The 16,162-nt window shown below is 49.2% G+C and carries 18 protein-coding genes; 2 read left to right on the forward strand and 16 right to left on the reverse strand.

The features are described 5' to 3' along the window. Positions 1-19: 19 nt before the first annotated feature. On the reverse strand, positions 20-562 hold the full coding sequence (locus tag I8U27_RS10375; protein ID WP_181751982.1) for a hypothetical protein: 543 nt from the start codon (positions 560-562) through the stop codon (positions 20-22). 120 nt (positions 563-682) lie between these two features. Then, the gene (locus tag I8U27_RS10380) at positions 683-991 is read right to left on the reverse strand and encodes a hypothetical protein (protein ID WP_181751983.1); all 309 of its coding nucleotides are present in this window, start codon (positions 989-991) and stop codon (positions 683-685) included. 150 nt (positions 992-1,141) lie between these two features. Here I8U27_RS10380 and I8U27_RS10385 point away from each other — a divergent pair, with 150 nt between their 5' ends. After that, positions 1,142-1,315: a hypothetical protein gene (locus I8U27_RS10385; RefSeq protein ID WP_181751984.1), complete on the forward strand. Its 174-nt coding sequence runs from the start codon at positions 1,142-1,144 to the stop codon at positions 1,313-1,315. A 243-nt stretch (positions 1,316-1,558) separates the two neighbouring features. On the opposite strand, the gene recG is transcribed toward I8U27_RS10385, so the two are convergent. From recG to I8U27_RS10415, 6 genes are all read right to left on the reverse strand, one after another. Beyond that, entirely contained in the window at positions 1,559-3,607 is a 2,049-nt protein-coding gene (gene recG / locus I8U27_RS10390; RefSeq protein WP_181751985.1) for an ATP-dependent DNA helicase RecG, read from the reverse strand. Beyond that, positions 3,604-4,497 carry an L-serine ammonia-lyase, iron-sulfur-dependent, subunit alpha gene (gene sdaAA, locus I8U27_RS10395; protein WP_181751986.1) on the reverse strand — a complete coding sequence of 298 codons (894 nt, stop codon included), beginning with the start codon at positions 4,495-4,497 and terminating at the stop codon, positions 3,604-3,606. The genes recG and sdaAA overlap by 4 nt, the downstream gene beginning before the upstream one ends. A gap of 66 nt (positions 4,498-4,563) precedes the next feature. Next, positions 4,564-5,223, reverse strand: a complete 660-nt coding sequence (sdaAB, locus tag I8U27_RS10400; RefSeq protein ID WP_181751987.1) for an L-serine ammonia-lyase, iron-sulfur-dependent subunit beta — start codon at positions 5,221-5,223, stop codon at positions 4,564-4,566. 31 nt (positions 5,224-5,254) lie between these two features. Beyond that, positions 5,255-6,121, reverse strand: coding sequence for a DegV family protein (locus I8U27_RS10405; RefSeq protein WP_181751988.1), 867 nt, complete (start codon positions 6,119-6,121; stop codon positions 5,255-5,257). 18 nt (positions 6,122-6,139) lie between these two features. Next, on the reverse strand, positions 6,140-7,843 hold the full coding sequence (locus I8U27_RS10410; protein ID WP_374057924.1) for a DAK2 domain-containing protein: 1,704 nt from the start codon (positions 7,841-7,843) through the stop codon (positions 6,140-6,142). A 12-nt stretch (positions 7,844-7,855) separates the two neighbouring features. After that, entirely contained in the window at positions 7,856-8,221 is a 366-nt protein-coding gene (locus I8U27_RS10415; RefSeq protein WP_181751989.1) for an Asp23/Gls24 family envelope stress response protein, read from the reverse strand. Between the two features lie 375 nt (positions 8,222-8,596). Here I8U27_RS10415 and rpmB point away from each other — a divergent pair, with 375 nt between their 5' ends. After that, on the forward strand, positions 8,597-8,785 hold the full coding sequence (rpmB, locus tag I8U27_RS10420; RefSeq protein ID WP_181751990.1) for a 50S ribosomal protein L28: 189 nt from the start codon (positions 8,597-8,599) through the stop codon (positions 8,783-8,785). A 519-nt stretch (positions 8,786-9,304) separates the two neighbouring features. On the opposite strand, the gene spoVM is transcribed toward rpmB, so the two are convergent. The 8 genes from spoVM to rlmN all read right to left on the reverse strand — a co-directional run bounded on the left by spoVM (position 9,305) and on the right by rlmN (position 16,064). Further along, positions 9,305-9,385, reverse strand: a complete 81-nt coding sequence (gene spoVM, locus I8U27_RS20610) for a stage V sporulation protein SpoVM (RefSeq protein ID WP_181752036.1) — start codon at positions 9,383-9,385, stop codon at positions 9,305-9,307. A gap of 158 nt (positions 9,386-9,543) precedes the next feature. Beyond that, positions 9,544-10,194: a thiamine diphosphokinase gene (locus I8U27_RS10430; protein WP_181751991.1), complete on the reverse strand. Its 651-nt coding sequence runs from the start codon at positions 10,192-10,194 to the stop codon at positions 9,544-9,546. A 16-nt stretch (positions 10,195-10,210) separates the two neighbouring features. Next, positions 10,211-10,762 carry an energy-coupled thiamine transporter ThiT gene (gene thiT / locus I8U27_RS10435; RefSeq protein ID WP_181751992.1) on the reverse strand — a complete coding sequence of 184 codons (552 nt, stop codon included), beginning with the start codon at positions 10,760-10,762 and terminating at the stop codon, positions 10,211-10,213. A gap of 38 nt (positions 10,763-10,800) precedes the next feature. Beyond that, the gene (gene rpe / locus I8U27_RS10440) at positions 10,801-11,454 is read right to left on the reverse strand and encodes a ribulose-phosphate 3-epimerase (protein WP_181751993.1); all 654 of its coding nucleotides are present in this window, start codon (positions 11,452-11,454) and stop codon (positions 10,801-10,803) included. A 2-nt stretch (positions 11,455-11,456) separates the two neighbouring features. Beyond that, the gene (gene rsgA, locus I8U27_RS10445; RefSeq protein ID WP_181751994.1) at positions 11,457-12,344 is read right to left on the reverse strand and encodes a ribosome small subunit-dependent GTPase A; all 888 of its coding nucleotides are present in this window, start codon (positions 12,342-12,344) and stop codon (positions 11,457-11,459) included. Between the two features lie 36 nt (positions 12,345-12,380). Further along, on the reverse strand, positions 12,381-14,075 hold the full coding sequence (gene pknB, locus I8U27_RS10450) for a Stk1 family PASTA domain-containing Ser/Thr kinase (RefSeq protein WP_232345366.1): 1,695 nt from the start codon (positions 14,073-14,075) through the stop codon (positions 12,381-12,383). Between the two features lie 35 nt (positions 14,076-14,110). Then, on the reverse strand, positions 14,111-14,863 hold the full coding sequence (locus tag I8U27_RS10455; RefSeq protein WP_181751996.1) for a Stp1/IreP family PP2C-type Ser/Thr phosphatase: 753 nt from the start codon (positions 14,861-14,863) through the stop codon (positions 14,111-14,113). Between the two features lie 160 nt (positions 14,864-15,023). Beyond that, on the reverse strand, positions 15,024-16,064 hold the full coding sequence (rlmN, locus tag I8U27_RS10460) for a 23S rRNA (adenine(2503)-C(2))-methyltransferase RlmN (RefSeq protein ID WP_181751997.1): 1,041 nt from the start codon (positions 16,062-16,064) through the stop codon (positions 15,024-15,026). Between the last annotated feature and the right edge of the window lie 98 nt (positions 16,065-16,162).

The raw sequence follows: 16,162 nt of genomic DNA on the forward strand, positions 1-16,162 counted from the left end.
AGCCATTTTTTTGCCTTTTTTAAATCTGTTTTTTTCGTCTGCTTTTTCCTCTGCGCGAACCGGTACGTGATTGATTCAGACTGGCTGTTTCATCATAAGAATGAGGTAATTCCTCCCAGCTTCTGCCTTGTCTCAAAGAACGTGAGGGCGATTCCGGATGCTTGTTCCCCGTAGGTCCCCATTCACTCTCCGGCCTGAAGGGCCCGGGCAGAGAGGGGGAACCATAAGCTTCCGGCGCTCTCGGCGGACCCGGAAATGGGCCATAAGCTTCCTGATTAGGCCGGGTCCACGGGGCCTCTTTCCGTTTGGGATGGACGTGAGGTTCCATCATCCACTCTCTTTCCCACAAATCCCTTGCTACCGGACCGGGATGTCGCTCATCGGCACGCGGTTGCGGGTTCGGAGGTCCTTCTCCCCAAAAAGCAGGGTGATCTTCCCAGAATCCAAAGGATCTCGGCATCTGTTCCTGATGGGGAAATTCCCACGGAGGACGGTTCAGATTTGCCTCCTTTGTTTGCTCTTCCTGTTTATTCAGGATTTGAGCCTTTCTTTTTTTTCTCATATTATCCATCACCTTCTTATCAATCATGTCAAAATCCCATTAGCCAGACACTAATACCTTATGTTTGGCCACCTTTGCCTGTCCGTGTCAATCGCCCAGCAAAGATGCCTAATTTTCCTTTTAGATGGACCGTTTTAACATTCCGGCCTCAGCCGGAGTTAATACCCCTTCTGTAACCATCAGGTCGATCATTTTACTCGATAGCTCATACCAGCGAGGAGACCGTTTTAAACGTTCAATTTCCTCCTGAGTAAATAAACGATAGGGAATCTGTTGGGAAAACGCCAATAACCCCATCACTCCCTGCCTTCTGCGAATCATTTTCGCCTGAGAAACCAGAGACTTGATTTGATCCACCGTTACAGCTTTTCTGCCCAGGGTTTGATTGATCGTACGTGCCACAACTTGATAAACATGATTGTTATTCACATGCAATTACCCCCATCACACGATGAATGATTCATCATATGCGTCCACTGAAAAAGCGTACATTGCATTTGCCTATCAGCAAGGAAGTGATACCAGTGCATGACGGAAAGTGCTTTGGAAAAGCTATCTTAAAAAGGAGGTGAATGTGAAATGGCTGATCGAGCTGATGCATTCAAAACGGGTGACCGTGTCAGGGAACCCGGTCAATATGTAAGTGCAGCCGGTGAAAGAGCGGAGTATCAGGAAGGAGATACGTTCAAAGCTTGTCCCGCAACCGGAAAAGAAACGACCTGGAGACAGCATGACGACGGGTGTGGTTGTTAATCTGTCCCTGTTTAAAACATGAAACCGGGTCGATTCCCTCAGGGAAAAACCGGCCCTGACTTATGGAAAGATCGGTTTTTCTGCGGGATTCACGCAGACACTCGCAGCAAATCCCCGGCCTGACCAGTCGGACCGGACATAAATCAAGCCCGCTGGTCAATGATTTTTTATTTTTATTCAGCCATTGACCAGCGGGCTTGTTTTATTTTTTGGATCGGATCTTTTGGAGAGACTGGCTGACAATCAGTCAAAACTGGTCGCCCCCAACTCCGCCTTCATCAAGTATTCAAATAATGGCTGTGTTTCCGGATTGGATTGAAAATTGGGCTGGTTGACAACCTCAGCCGCATCAGAGCGGGCGATTTCCAGAACACGAAAATCTTCGCTTAAGTCTGCCACCTTAAAATCAGGAAGGCCACTCTGTTTAACACCCAGAAAATCTCCGGGCCCGCGTAATTCCAGATCGCGCCGGGAGATTTCAAAACCATCAGTGGTTTCTGTCATGACACGCATCCGCTCCACTCCGGCTTCAGATTTGGGATCAGCCACAAGAATACAGGATGACGCCCCCCCACCCCGCCCAACGCGCCCTCTCAGTTGGTGCAACTGGGCCAGGCCGAAGCGGTCAGCGTCATAAACAACCATCACTGTAGCATTGGGTACATTGACCCCAACTTCGACAACGGTGGTAGAGATCAGCACCTGTACCTCATTTTCGGCAAACAGGCGCATCACTTCTTCTTTTTCCGTTGCACTCATCCGGCCGTGTAACAACCCCACCCGGATCGGAGACATCTCTACCGCCAGTTGTTCAAATACCTCCTGGGCATTTTGCAAATCCAGTTTCTCCGACTCTTCAATCAGTGGACAAATGACATATGCCTGATGACCTTTGGTGCATTCTTTTTTGATATACTGCACAATCCGTGGCCACATGTCCTTTTTCACCCAGTAGGTATCAATCGGCTGGCGGCCTGCGGGCATTTCGTCAATCGTGGAGACATCCATCTCCCCAAATACCGTGATCGCCAGCGTTCTGGGAATGGGAGTAGCTGTCATAAACAGCACATCCGGCACTTCTCCCTTCTCCCTCAACAAGGCTCTCTGTTTCACGCCAAAGCGGTGCTGTTCATCAGTGATCACCAGCCCCAGCCGGCGGAAAGTGACGGGCTCCTGAATCAGCGCATGGGTACCCACCACCACATCGGCCAGCCCCATTTGAATTTGCCCCAGCAGATCCCGGCGTTCCTTGGCCGTCATGCTCCCTGTTAAGGAAACCACTTTCATTCCATACGGGGTCAATAATTCGGCAAGAGATGCAGTATGTTGATCGGCCAGAATCTCTGTCGGAACCATTAACGCTCCCTGATAACCGCTTAAATAGTTGGCGTAGAGTGCAATGGCTGCCACCACCGTTTTACCCGAACCTACATCCCCCTGCAACAGGCGGTTCATCTGTGCCGGTGCCCGCAAATCTTGCAAAATCTCGCGCGTAACCCGCTTTTGCGCCCCTGTCAAGGGAAAAGCGAGTCCAGAAATAAATTCCTTTACCTGTTTCATGTCAAACTCATGGGATACACCTTTCACTTCAGTACGGTGAACCTTTTTGAGCCACATCATTTTAAGTTCATACAGAAACAACTCTTCGTATACCATGCGGCGCCTCGCCTGGCGGCCGTCCTCTTTGCCTTTCGGAAAGTGGAGCAAATACATCGCTTTCGCCCGGGAAATAAGTTTATAGCGCTGAATCAATTCCTGCGGCAAAATTTCTTTGATATGACCGCCGTATTTAACAAACGCCTCATAAATCAACTTTCGCAACCAGCTCATTTTAACAGCACTGGTGACAGAGTAAACGGGTTGTAAACGGCCCACATGCCTCTCTTGCTCCCGTTCACTGATCAATGTCCGGTCTGCGGTGACCTGAAGCCGGTTCCGCTCCCATTTTCCGGAGATAACAATGGTGTTTCCGGCATGCAATTTGTCTTTGAGATACGCCTGGTTAAACCAGATCACATGGATATGAATTCCGTTTACATCCAATTTAACCGTCATGCGGGACTTTTTCTTGCCGTACCATCTCACACTGGGCTGCCCGTAAACACGGCCTTGAACCGTTACTTTCTCCCCGTCTGACGCCTCCGTTAAATCGGTGAGCCGGTAATCTTCATACCGGTACGGATAATACTCCAATAAATCGGCGATGGACTCAATCCCAAGTTCGGACAGGTCTTGCTTTTTCTGCTCCCCCACTCCCGGCAACACATCAACAGGTATATCAGCCAGATTCATTTCTTTTTGGCGATAGACCCAAAGATTTGCCGTTCTAACGCACGTCCGGTCGGGGTAGCAGCAAGACCGCCGAGAGCCGTTTCTTTGAGAGCTGCTGGCATGCTTTGTCCAATCTTGTACATCGCCTCGATCACTTCATCGGTGGGGATAACACTTTTCACTCCTGCCATGGCCATATCGGCCGCCACCATGGCAATGGCCGCTCCCATGGCATTTCGCTTTACACAGGGGGCTTCCACAAGCCCGGCAACCGGATCACAAACCAGACCCAACATATTTTTCAAAGCGATCGCCACCGCTTCGGCAGACATCGAAGGAGTCCCTCCGGCCATTTCCACCACTGCTGCAGCGGCCATTGCTGTCGCTGATCCCACCTCTGCCTGGCAGCCGCCTGCCGCTCCGGAAATACAGGCGTTATTGGCAATGGTAAATCCAATCGCCCCGGCAACAAACAGAGCACGAATCATCGTTTCCCGATCGGAATTCAGTTTTTCGGCAGCCGTAAAAATGGTTCCCGGCAAAATTCCACAGGCTCCTGCGGTTGGAGTAGCAACAATGGTTCCCATCGCGGCATTAACTTCTGAAGTGGCAGTCGCCCGTGAAACCGCATCCAAAATGGTGGGACCGGATAAAAGCACGGGAGCGTTTTTCTTATATTCCTGAATCTTCCTGGCATCCCCTCCGGTCAAACCGCTATGGGACCGGATGTCTTCAGTCAGCCCGCGCTGAATCGCTTGCTCCATCACATCGAGATTGCGCCCCATCTCGGCAAATATCTCTTCCCTGGGACGATTCATTACTTCTGCTTCGTGTAAAATCATCACCTCAGAAATTTTCAGTTTCTCTGTTTCCGCAACTTCAACTAACTCGGCAACCGTACGAAACTTCATCACAAATATACTCCTTTTCCATAGAAACCGCCGCCTAAAAACGATTAGGCGGCCGATTCTGGATGGTTATGAAAGAACGGTAACGGCATGTATTCCTGACAGGTTTCGGATTTCCTCCTGCACATCAGGCTCGACAGGCTGATCGGTTTCAATTGACATCAACGCCTGAGAACCTTTTTCCTTCCGCGAAACCTGCATAAAACCAATATTGATTTGGTGTATAGCCAAAACGGTAGCTACACGTGCGACAGCACCGTACTGATCATGGTGTAAAACGAGTAAGACAGGGTCATTTCCGGATAATTTCAGCTCAAAACCATTTAATTCAACAATTTCCATTTTCCCGCCGCCGATGGAAACGCCGACCACTTCCAGGCTTCCTTCTTCATCTTCAAGGCGAAGGCGGGCGGTGTTCGGATGATCTACCAGTTCTTCCGATTCACGGAAGGTAATTTCCACTCCCTCCTGGCGCGCGATATCGAGCGCATTGACAATCCGCTTGTCAAAGGTATCAAAGTCCAGGAGACCTCCGGCAAGAGCAATGTCTGTCCCGTGGCCCCGGTATGTTTTGGCAAACGAACCATAAAGGGTAATGGTGACCCGTTTGGGTCTGCGCCCAAAAATTTTCCTCGCGGCCCGGCCGATCCTTGCAGCACCGGCCGTATGGGAACTGGAAGGCCCGATCATTACAGGACCAATTATATCAAAAACGGTACGATACTTCATAAGTGCCACCTGCCTGACGATCTTTTGCCCATCACAGCTCCAGGGGGACTACGAGGCAGCCGATCGTTCCGGGTCCTGCGTGGGTGCCGACGATCGGCCCGATTTCAACGATAAGCCCCTCTTTCACATCATAGATGGATTTCACTCTCTCCAGCCATTCTTCCGCCTGCTCCCTTCGGTCTGCATGCAAAATGGCCGCCGAAACGGGTCCTGCCGGAACTTTTTCCTGAAGCAATTCAAATACTCTGCTCACCGCTTTATTTTTGCCGCGGGCCTTGTCGATCGGATAAACTTCACCCTCATCATTAAGTGAAATGATCGGCTTAATATTGAGCAGAGAGCCTACCAGTGCCGCAGCTTTGCCAATCCGTCCGCCCTTTTGCAGGTATTCGAGGGTGTCGACAAGGGCTGCCAGTCCTTCAGTCCGGCGCACCTTCTCAGCAAGAGAAACCAGCTCTTCCAGACTTTTTCCCTCTTTTGCCGCACGGGCAACAGCTACGACAATGATCCCGGCTGCATATGTAACCGTTTTGGAATCAAAGGTGATGATTTTGACGTCTGGATTTTCTTCTTCAATCATCGCTTTCGCCAGCATGGCCGATTGATATGTACCACTCAATGCCGATGACAGATGAATGGAAAAAATCTCGGTGGCTCCCTCTTGAATCGCTTCCCGATAGGCTTCTGCAAAATCGAGGGGAGACGGTTGAGATGTTGTCGGCAACTCCTGAACGACACCCATTTTTTGGTAAAATTCTGAAGGGCTCAAGGTTACTCTATCCAGATAAGATTCCCCGTCAATATGCACTTTGAGCGGCACTACAGAGATATTTAACTCTTCGGTCAGTTCCCTGGGGATATCTGAAGTACTGTCTGTAAAAATCTTTACATTCGCCAATCAAAACACCTCCTTTGGTTATTCGACGGAGAATAAGAAATAATAGAGGGGCTGCCCTCCGTCATGCACTTCCAACTCGGTATCTGGATATTTGTTCTCGATAAAATCACTTACTTCCTTTACCTGGGCTTCAGTAACATCTTTTCCGCAGATCACAGTCACCACATCGGCTCCGTCACCCAGCATTGTTTCCAACAGCCCGCAAGCTGTTTCGATCATATCACGCCCGACTTTCTCAATCTTCCCTTCGCGGATGCCCAGAAAATCCCCTTCTTTAATCTCCATGCCATTCATATTGGAATCTCGGATGGCATAGGTGAGTTCACCTGATTGTACATGGCTATATGCTTCAATCATCTTCTGCTTATTGCTTTCCGGAGTTTCCTCGGGAGAGAAAGCGAGAAGGGCAGCCAGCCCCTGTGGAACCGTCCGGGTCGGGAGTACCGTAATCGGGGTATTCAGAACTTCGCTCACTTGCTCAGCAGTTAAGATAATATTTTTATTATTGGGTAACACCAGTATATGTTCGGCAGAAATTTGCTCAATCGCTTTAACAATATCCTCGGTACTGGGATTCATGGTTTGGCCGCCTTCAATGACCACATCCACACCCAGACTGCGGAAGATATTGGCGATTCCTTCTCCTGCCGCTACAGCGACAACCCCGTATTTCTTATCCGGTTTCCCTGTTTCCTCTTCCTCTTCAGCGCCCTGAACCGGACGGACGGTTGTTTTTCCTTCGGTCACATGTTCATACTGTTCACGCATGTTATCTATTTTGATACGCGTTAAATCACCATATGCCATGGCAAAATTAAGCGCATCCCCGGGATATTCCGCATGGATATGTACTTTGACTAATTCATCGTCGGCAACCACTAACAATGAATCCCCAAAACGCCCCATCTCACGGCGAAACTGATTCTCATCAAATTCCTTCGTTTTGCGGCGATCCGTCTTCAACTGAACAATAAACTCCGTACAATAGCCATGCTCGATCTGGGAGGGGTCCAGTTTGGCCTGTGCGTTTTGCTCATGTGCCATTGAGGCGATGGAATCCAAATCGGGGAGATCGGCGGCCAAATCTTCCTCCACCGCCACATCGCCCTTTAACACGGATAACATACCTTCATAGATAAAAACAAGCCCCTGCCCTCCTGCGTCAACCACTCCTGTCTGTTTCAGCACGGGCAGTTTTTCCGGAGTGCGGGCAAGAGACCGGCGCGCTTCGTTGACAACGGCCTCCATGACATCAACCGGATCTTCCTGGCCCCAGGAGCGCTTCATCCCCGCCTCTGCCGCTTCGCGGGAAACGGTAAGAATGGTGCCTTCTACCGGCTTAATGACCGCTTTGTATGCCGTCTCTACTCCACGCTGGAAAGCGTCCGACAGCTGCCGGGGATTAATCACCGACTTATCTGAAACCGCCTTGGCAAAGCCGCGGAACAGCTGGGATAAAATCACGCCCGAGTTTCCACGCGCACCCATCAACAAGCCTTTTGAAAGCGCTTCCGCCAGTTTTCCCACTGTTTTCGTTTCTCTTACTTTTTCCATTTCCTTGACACCTGAGGTCAAGGTTAAATTCATATTGGTTCCGGTATCTCCATCCGGAACAGGAAACACATTTAAAGCATTCACCGTCTCCACATGCTTATCCAGGTTTTTGGCTCCCGCACGCATCATTTGTAAAAACAGAGCTGCATCGATTTGTTGCTGTGCCAACAGTGTTCCTCCTTACTCTTCGTTGACCAGTCGAACACCTTGTACAAAGATGTTCACATGGTTTACTTTCAACCCAATCATCTGCTCCAATGTATACTTCACTTTGGATTGAACGTTATGGGCTACTTCAGATATCTTGGTTCCATAACCGACAATAATGTACATATCAATAATAACTTCGCCCTCTTCAGTTCTCACTTCAATGCCTTTGCTCAAATTTTCTCGTCCCAGCAGTTCTGTGATTCCGTCTTTGAGCTGGCTGCGTGAAGCCATTCCGACCAGGCCATAGCAATCAAGGGCTGCAACTCCGGCGACCGTAGCGATCACTTCGTTTGCCACTTCGATTTGACCTAAGTTTGTTGATACTTCTAAACTCATGTGTATTCCTCCCTGAAATAGAGGTTTCTTAAGGCTGTCAGCTAGGACAATTGTACAATAACGACAGCAAGAAGGAAAGCATATCAACAATCATCTTACTTGACGTTTCTTCTCCTTGCAAGGTTGAAAAAGGTGTGCTAAAATGTGCAGGTGTTTAGTTACCTTTGTTGCGTTGGAATGAAGAGTGATGGAACCTTTTGTCAAGTGCAACAAGGATAAAACAATAAACGCACGGATCTGCGCTTGTGTCTTACACATCCCCACTGACAATTTTTCAGTTGATAAAATTTATACAGTGGTGACAACCGCCGTGCCTGTTGGAGTTAGAAAAGATGTACCTGTTTGTGACGGATGGAGATAGGAGGTGCGATGCAAATGGCTCGTCGTTGCTTTATTACCGGCAAAGAAGGACGTACTGGAAACAAAGTTAGCCACTCCAACCGCAAGACCAGAAAAAAATGGGGCGCTAACGTGCAAAAAGTGCGTATCCTCGTTGACGGAAAACCAAAACGTGTTTATGTGAGCACTCGTGCTCTTAAATCCGGCAAAGTGACCCGCGTATAACAAACGGAAACTTTCAGGGCGGCCTAAAAGGTCGCCCTTACTTATTTCCGTTCGCAGCATAAATGGAGGTTTTTAGCCGGCTGACTAACATACCGGGGCATTGTCAACTCCCGTACAATTCAAATAAGCCCCGCCCCCTGGACCAACACTCTTTTTCCTGCTTTTTAGGTTACATTGTATACGTCTAAAATAGATTCCATTATTTCTCCTCCCCTGTACAAAGATTAGAAGGAGATGAGAAACAGTCAGATAAAATGTAGAAATAAGTAGACAAAAGGATTTCATGGTCTCAGGAAAAGGAAAAATCATCTTCTTGATCGAACGTATGATCGAGGATGTGAATGGATACCCCTAACATTTAAAACAGAAATTCACCCCGGGAGTTGAAATCGACCTGGGAGAAAAATAAAATCTCAGCTTGATCACTTCATCAGAAACTTTGCAGCTTTGCACCGTTTCTGTCAGCACAAAAAAACGAGCCGAATCTGATCGTTCAACTCGTTTTTGCCCCGGTCCGGGTCAGTCTTTTTTTAGTACACCTAATATCGCTTTAACCATCCCACCGAGGAATTTCGGAAGCTTGATGGTATAAAATTTCACACCGGTTCACCCCTTACCCCAGTTGGTCATCAATGTTCCACGGCCAGCTACCGCATCAGCCTCTTCACTTATTTATATTCTATAGACTTCAATGTGTACCTAGAACAGCGGATCAAATTTCCGCGAAAGGGTGAGGTTTGGGGTGAAGATTTTCACTGTTAATCTCTGCTTTCCACCAGCAGGCATTTCCCTCTTTCAAACGTCAATGTCGCTTTTTCTTCACTCAGTTCGTTGCTGATCCCCCGCGTCAATCCCCGATACAATGATTCTTTATTTAAAGGGTATAAAAAACCCCTGGTTGTAATTCCCTCCACACATTCTGTCACCGGAATCAGTGAAACAAAGGAAAAGTTTTCTTTGACGAATAAAACTTCTGCCGGTCCAGTGACAAGGCGAATCCGATTGCAGCGGTGATACAGGCATCCCCGGACTCCCTGTTGCTCCATCCACTCAAGCAAACCGACATTAGCCAGGGTATGATCGAAGCGAGAGCCTCCCAGTGCTCCTAAAATAATGATTTCATCAGGTTTTTTCTTAATCGCTTCTCTGACAGCATACTGGGTATCTGTCTCCGCTTTTGCGGCTGGCAACCGTTTAATGAGTATTCCCTGCCGGGCCAGTTCCGCCACAAAACTTTCGCCGGCTGTATCAAAATCCCCGACCGCCAAATGAGGGACGATCCCCGCTTGCCAACATTTTACCGCTCCCCCGTCCGCAGCGATAATCCAGTCCCGCTCCCGATGCAGCAGTGAGAAATCGCTGTTATCCACATCCCCGCCTGCAACTACAAAAACTCTGCGCTTGGACATATTTCTTTCCGGATTCTTAACGCTGTCTGAATACCAGTTGGGGGGCGGTATAGATCATTAACATCATGGCGAGGAAAGAGAGCAAAACTCCCGGCAAAATATATGTGATATTATACACAAATGAGTACATATAGACGGACTGCCCTTTCGGCGCGTACTCAGCAAAAAAGATGACACCGGAAAGGAAATGGGTGAGCAAACGAAAAGCCCCTGCCAGCAAAAGACCGGAACCGGCAATGACCAGTTTTGTTTTGCGGCTCTGGTTCTCTTTCAGACCAAACCAGCCCGCCAATCCCAGTACAGCAAAGGCGGCCGGATAGTCCAAAATCGCCTGTACAGGATGAACCACATAACCGCCAAACATCATTAACAGAATACCTGTCAAAAGTCCGCCTGTCACTCCGGCCATCCAGCCGCGGCGAAATGCCAGCACGGCGATTGGGATCATCACCAGGGTGACGGAACCGCCTTGCGGCATTTTAAAAAGAGTCAATTTGTCAAGCACCACGGCAATTGCAGTCATAATGGCAATTTCCACCATCGTGATTAATCGGCTGCTCTGGCTCATATTGCCTACATACCTCCTGCTGTAAATCTTAGATGCAATCAGATCTTTTTCCGAAGGGAAAGCAGGGCCTCCTCCCGATTTTCCGCCCCAAAAACCGCCGAACCCGCGACCAGGACAGTGGCTCCGGAGCTTACCGCTTCAGGGGCCGTCTGCGAATTGATCCCCCCGTCAACTTCAATTTCGACATCGGTTGCTCCCTGTGCCTGCAAGAGATCCCGCAGTTGCCGGATCTTATGTAAACAGTTTGGGATAAAGGATTGCCCGCCAAATCCGGGGTTCACCGTCATCACCAGGACAAGGTCCACATCGGATAGAACCGGCTCAATCGCGGATACCGGTGTCGCCGGGTTGATGACCACTCCGGCTCTGGCTCCCAGTTCTTTAATGTGATAAATGGTTCGATGCAGATGGGGACAGGCTTCCTGGTGAACGGAGATCAGATCTGCTCCGCTTTTGGCAAATGCCTCAATATAACGGTCCGGCTGCTCAATCATCAGATGCACATCAAGCGGCAAACGGGTATGGGGACGGATCGACTCCACGATCAGCGGACCAAGGGTAATGTTGGGAACAAAGTGGCCGTCCATTACATCGACATGAATCCAGTCAGCCCCCGCCCGTTCAACTTCGGCAATCTCCTCCCGCAGGCGGGAAAAGTCAGCTGACAGGATGGAGGGTGCGATTTTCACCAAAGTTAATACCTCCTCTGCTGTTGTTTGATCTCATCCAGAAACTGCAAATAATTGTGATAGCGCTCCTGGTGAATCTCTTGCCGTTCCACTGCCTCCCGTACCTCGCAGCCCGGTTCGTTGCCATGCAGACAACCGCGAAATCGGCAACAGGCTGCATGCTCCGCAAACTCGGGAAAATAATCGCTCAGTTCCCCGGGTTCAAAGCCTTGAAAGCTGAGCTGGCTGAATCCGGGTGTATCTGCTACCTGACCCCCGCTGGGCAGGGGAAGCAGCTCAACCTGGCGGGTCGTATGGCGGCCCCGCCCCAGCTTTTGGCTTACCGTTCCCGTTTGTAATTGATAACCGGGAAGCAACCGGTTTAAGAGCGATGACTTGCCCACCCCGGACTGTCCGGCCAATACGGAGACACGGCCGTTAAGATGTTCCTTCAGTTGATCCAGGCCTACTTGAGTGTGAATGCTGGTAGCAAGCACCGGATAACCTGCCGGTTCATAAATGGCCCGGATCTGTTCCACCTCCCGGTCATCAGACACAAGATCGCGCTTGGTCAGACAGATCACAATTGTCAGCCCTTCCCGCTCACCGTGGACGAGAAAACGGTCAACCGGCATTTGCTGAAAGTCTGGTTCCCGCAGAGAACAAACAACCACCGCCTGTTCAACATTGGCGATGGGTGGTCGCAGGAGTTCAGTTTGACGGGGTTGAACGGAGGTCACCACGCCTTCGCCCAACCCCGTCATTTCAAATTCTACATTGTCGCCAACCAGCGGTGTCAGTTTTTTCTTTTTAAACTTAAATACCCCGCGCGCCCGGCACTGAATCTCTTCTCCCTCAGGCGTGCGCACGTAGTAAAATCCGCTGATCGCTTTGACGATTTGCCCTGCCGGCATGACAGACCTCCTTGAATGTAAATAGGACTCATTTGCTTATGAAGAGGGAGGAGCTTCTCTACAGAAATTCTTATTAATATGGACCCAAACTTTTACTGTACCACCCTTTTCAATCGTTTCGCCATCTTTAGGGGATTGGGCATAGGCTTGCCCATGCTTCTTACCTGTATTACAGTAGAGAATTTTTATATCATAGCCTGGTCCTTTTTTTGGTATGTTATCTTCCCACTCCCCGGCGTATTTCATTACCGTCACACCGTCTTTACCAACAAACAATTTAACTTTAGTATTTTGGGGTACTACTTTTTCTCCTGCCTTTGGCTGCTGATCCCATAGTTCACCCGGTTTAGCACCTTCGTGTCCCTTCTCAATCACTTCCGGTTCTGGAAAGCCATGATCCTTCAACCATTGTTTTGCATCATCCACATTTGTGAATAATTTCATTGGAACCTGCTTTTCATTCCCGTTCGCAACAGCTTCCTGATCACTGTCACCGCCGGAGATCACGTCCCAGAAAAAGTTGAAGCCCATCACACTGAGAGTGATGATGACGACCACTGTAATAAATCCGAATAAAATCTTTTGCCACAACGGCATTTTAGCCTGAACGTTGTCAAGCCAGATCACCGTTCGCTGGAATATGGTTTTATCTTGGTCATTTGGCATGTTTCTTAAACGTTCCAGATTCATCATTGTTTGGTCGCCGATTGGCGTTGACGTCCGCTGCGGTGTCTCCTTGCGACCGCTGCGGATCTCGGGCCGCTGGGTGGGCGATTGAAAGCGGGAGGGTGTCTCCACAGCTGTGGCAACAGGATTGTTTTCCGTTTCTTCATCCACGGAGAGAGGGATGGTCTGGTAAAAATCCTGTTTGGGCGTCTGGCGATGGTTGGCCCAGCCCGGCTCTGTACGGCGGTCAATCTGCACCGCATAGCTGATATCCTGCATCATCGCCCTGGCTGATGTGTAACGCATCGCCGGGTCCTTATCGAGCGCGCGCAGTATAATTTGTGCCACATTGTCCGGAATGTCCGGGTTGAGATTGCGCGGATCCTCCACCGGTTCCTGCAAGTGTTTCAGGGCAATACTAATGGCAGAGTCTCCGTCAAACGGAAGCTGACCTGTTAACATCTCATAAAAAACAATTCCGAGAGAGTAGATGTCCGACTTTTCACCGATGACACCGCCACGGGCCTGTTCCGGTGAAAAATAGTGAACTGAACCCATCACAGATCCTGTCTGGGTAATGGTTGAAGAACTGGCTGCCCGGGCAATTCCGAAGTCGGTCACCTTCGCCCGTCCACTCGCCCCCAACAGAATATTATGCGGTTTAATATCACGGTGTACAATTTGGTTTTCATGGGCATGTGCCAGGCCGTCACAAATTTGCACAGCTATGTTGGCCGCCTCTTCGACCGGCAGGGGTCCCCGCTCTTGAATATATTGTTTTAACGTAGGCCCTTCCACCAGTTCCATCACAATATAATGTGTGTATCCATCCCGGCCCACGTCGTAGACATTGACAACATTCGGGTGGGACAGACTGGCTGCAGCCTGGGCTTCCCGACTAAAACGACGTATGAACTCTGAATCATTACTGAGGGATTCGCTCAAAACCTTAATTGCCACATATCGATTCAACAATAAATCTTTCGCCTTATAGACAACGGCCATTCCGCCGCCGCCGACACGGTTGACAATCTCGTAACGTCCCCCCAGCTTCTTCCCTTCCATCTGCATGGTCACCTCGTTCCTCCTTGAACCGTGAGTTATGATGCGGCTGACCTACCTGTATGTTTAAGAAGAATTAGGGAAATATTATCTGTACCACCTGCGTCCAGTGCCATCTGTACTAATTGATCTGCTTGCTGTTCGAGTGACATGGTGGAAGAGGATAAAACCAGGCCGATTTGCCTTTCATCCACCATCGTGGTCAACCCGTCGGAACATAACAGCAATACATCTTCATCCCTCCAGGGGGTATTGATCAAATCGACTTCCACTTCCTCACTGGTGCCTACTGCCCGCACAATCATATTGCGCTGGGGATGATTGCGCGCTTCTTCCGGCGTGATCTGCCCGTGTTTTTGCAAAATATTTACATAGGAATGGTCCTCAGTCAGTTGATAGAGACCGCCTTTATGCAACATATAAGCACGGCTGTCTCCCACATGGGCAATCACCACTTCACGCTCATCCACAATCGCGGCAACAACTGTTGTGCCCATGCCCTGAAATTGAGTATTTTTAGAGGCAAGTGTATATATTTTTTCATTTGCTTTCCCCACGGCGTGAAGCAGGATATCGCTTTTTTCCTCCGTTGAAACGTCAAGGGCTTGATTGCTTAATACCTTTTTGACCGTTTCCACTGTGTTTTGGCTGGCCACATCCCCGGCTTGATGCCCGCCCATTCCATCGGCAACAATGGCAATCACAACTCCGGATTTTGTTTCGACGAGGCCGATGCTGTCTTCATTTAAATCGCGCACCCGGCCAATATCAGTTCGCCGTGCCATCTCCATTTCGGTTACCCCTTTCCCTTTCCTATGTGGTACCTTTGTTGTCGGCTTTTAAAGAGGAAATACCGTAAGTTCATCTTATACCGTATGTTTTAGAACCAGGTAGTAGAGATTATGTGAACATCAGCACAATAAGGGTGCCCCTGTTGATCCGTCTGGGGCACTAAGTTAAATTGCTGTGCCTTGCTCTTAACTGACCGCATGCGGCATCAATGTCATGACCATGCTCACGGCGAATGGTCGTATTCACTTTGTAAGTTTCCAAAATCCGCTTAAATTCAAAGATTTGGTTTCTTGGAGTACGCGTATAATTTCTTTCGGGAACATAATTGACAGGGATTAAATTAACCAGGCAGTTCATGCCCTTAAGCAGCTTTCCAAGCTCATGGGCATGCGCGTTTTGGTCATTTTTCCCTCCGATCAACGCATATTCAAAAGTCAGCCTGCGTCCCGTTTTCTCTAAGTAGTACCAGCATGAATCCAATAATTCCGCCAGCGGAAAGCGGCGGTTGATCGGCATCAGGCTGGAACGCAGATCCTGATTGGGGGCATGCAAAGAGATTGCCAGCCCCACCTGCCAATCCTCGTCTGCAAAGCGATAAATATTGGGGACAACGCCGCTGGTTGAAACGGTGATGTGCCGCTGTCCGATATTTAAGCCACGGTCGGAATTCAGGATCCGGATAAAGTGAATGGTGGCCTCGTAATTTTCAAACGGCTCTCCGGAACCCATGACAACAACCGATTTCACACGCCCGTTCTCCCGGTCCAGGTACTTTTGCGCCATCATTACCTGTGCGACAATCTCGCCCGCCGTTAAGTTTCGTTTCAGCCCCCCCAGCGTGGAAGCACAAAAAGTACAGCCGATCCGGCAGCCCACCTGGGTAGTCACACACACACTGTTCCCGTAATTGTGGCGCATGATCACTGTTTCAATCGCATGGCCGTCATAAAGGCCGAACAAAAATTTAACTGTTCCATCCTTCGATTCCTGGGTTGTAATCACATCCAGGGCACGAAAATGAAAAGTTTCATCCAGTTCTGTACGCAATCCCTTTGGCAGATTGGTCATCTCATCAAACGAGTCCACCCGCTTGACATAAAGCCAATCCATCATCTGGCCGGCCCGCCATTCAGGCTGGTTATGTTCTTGCATCCACGTTTTCCACTGTTCATGATTGAGGTCATATACAAAAGGTTTCATTCGCTGTTCACCAAATCTTCCTTGCTGCCAGGAAATAAACACCACTAAAAAAACTGTTGAAAAACTTTTCTTATTATATCAGGACTCCTCCATAAAGA

This window comes from Paenactinomyces guangxiensis (genome assembly GCF_016055185.1).
GTDB classification, from domain to species: Bacteria; Bacillota; Bacilli; order Thermoactinomycetales; family Thermoactinomycetaceae; genus Paenactinomyces; species Paenactinomyces guangxiensis.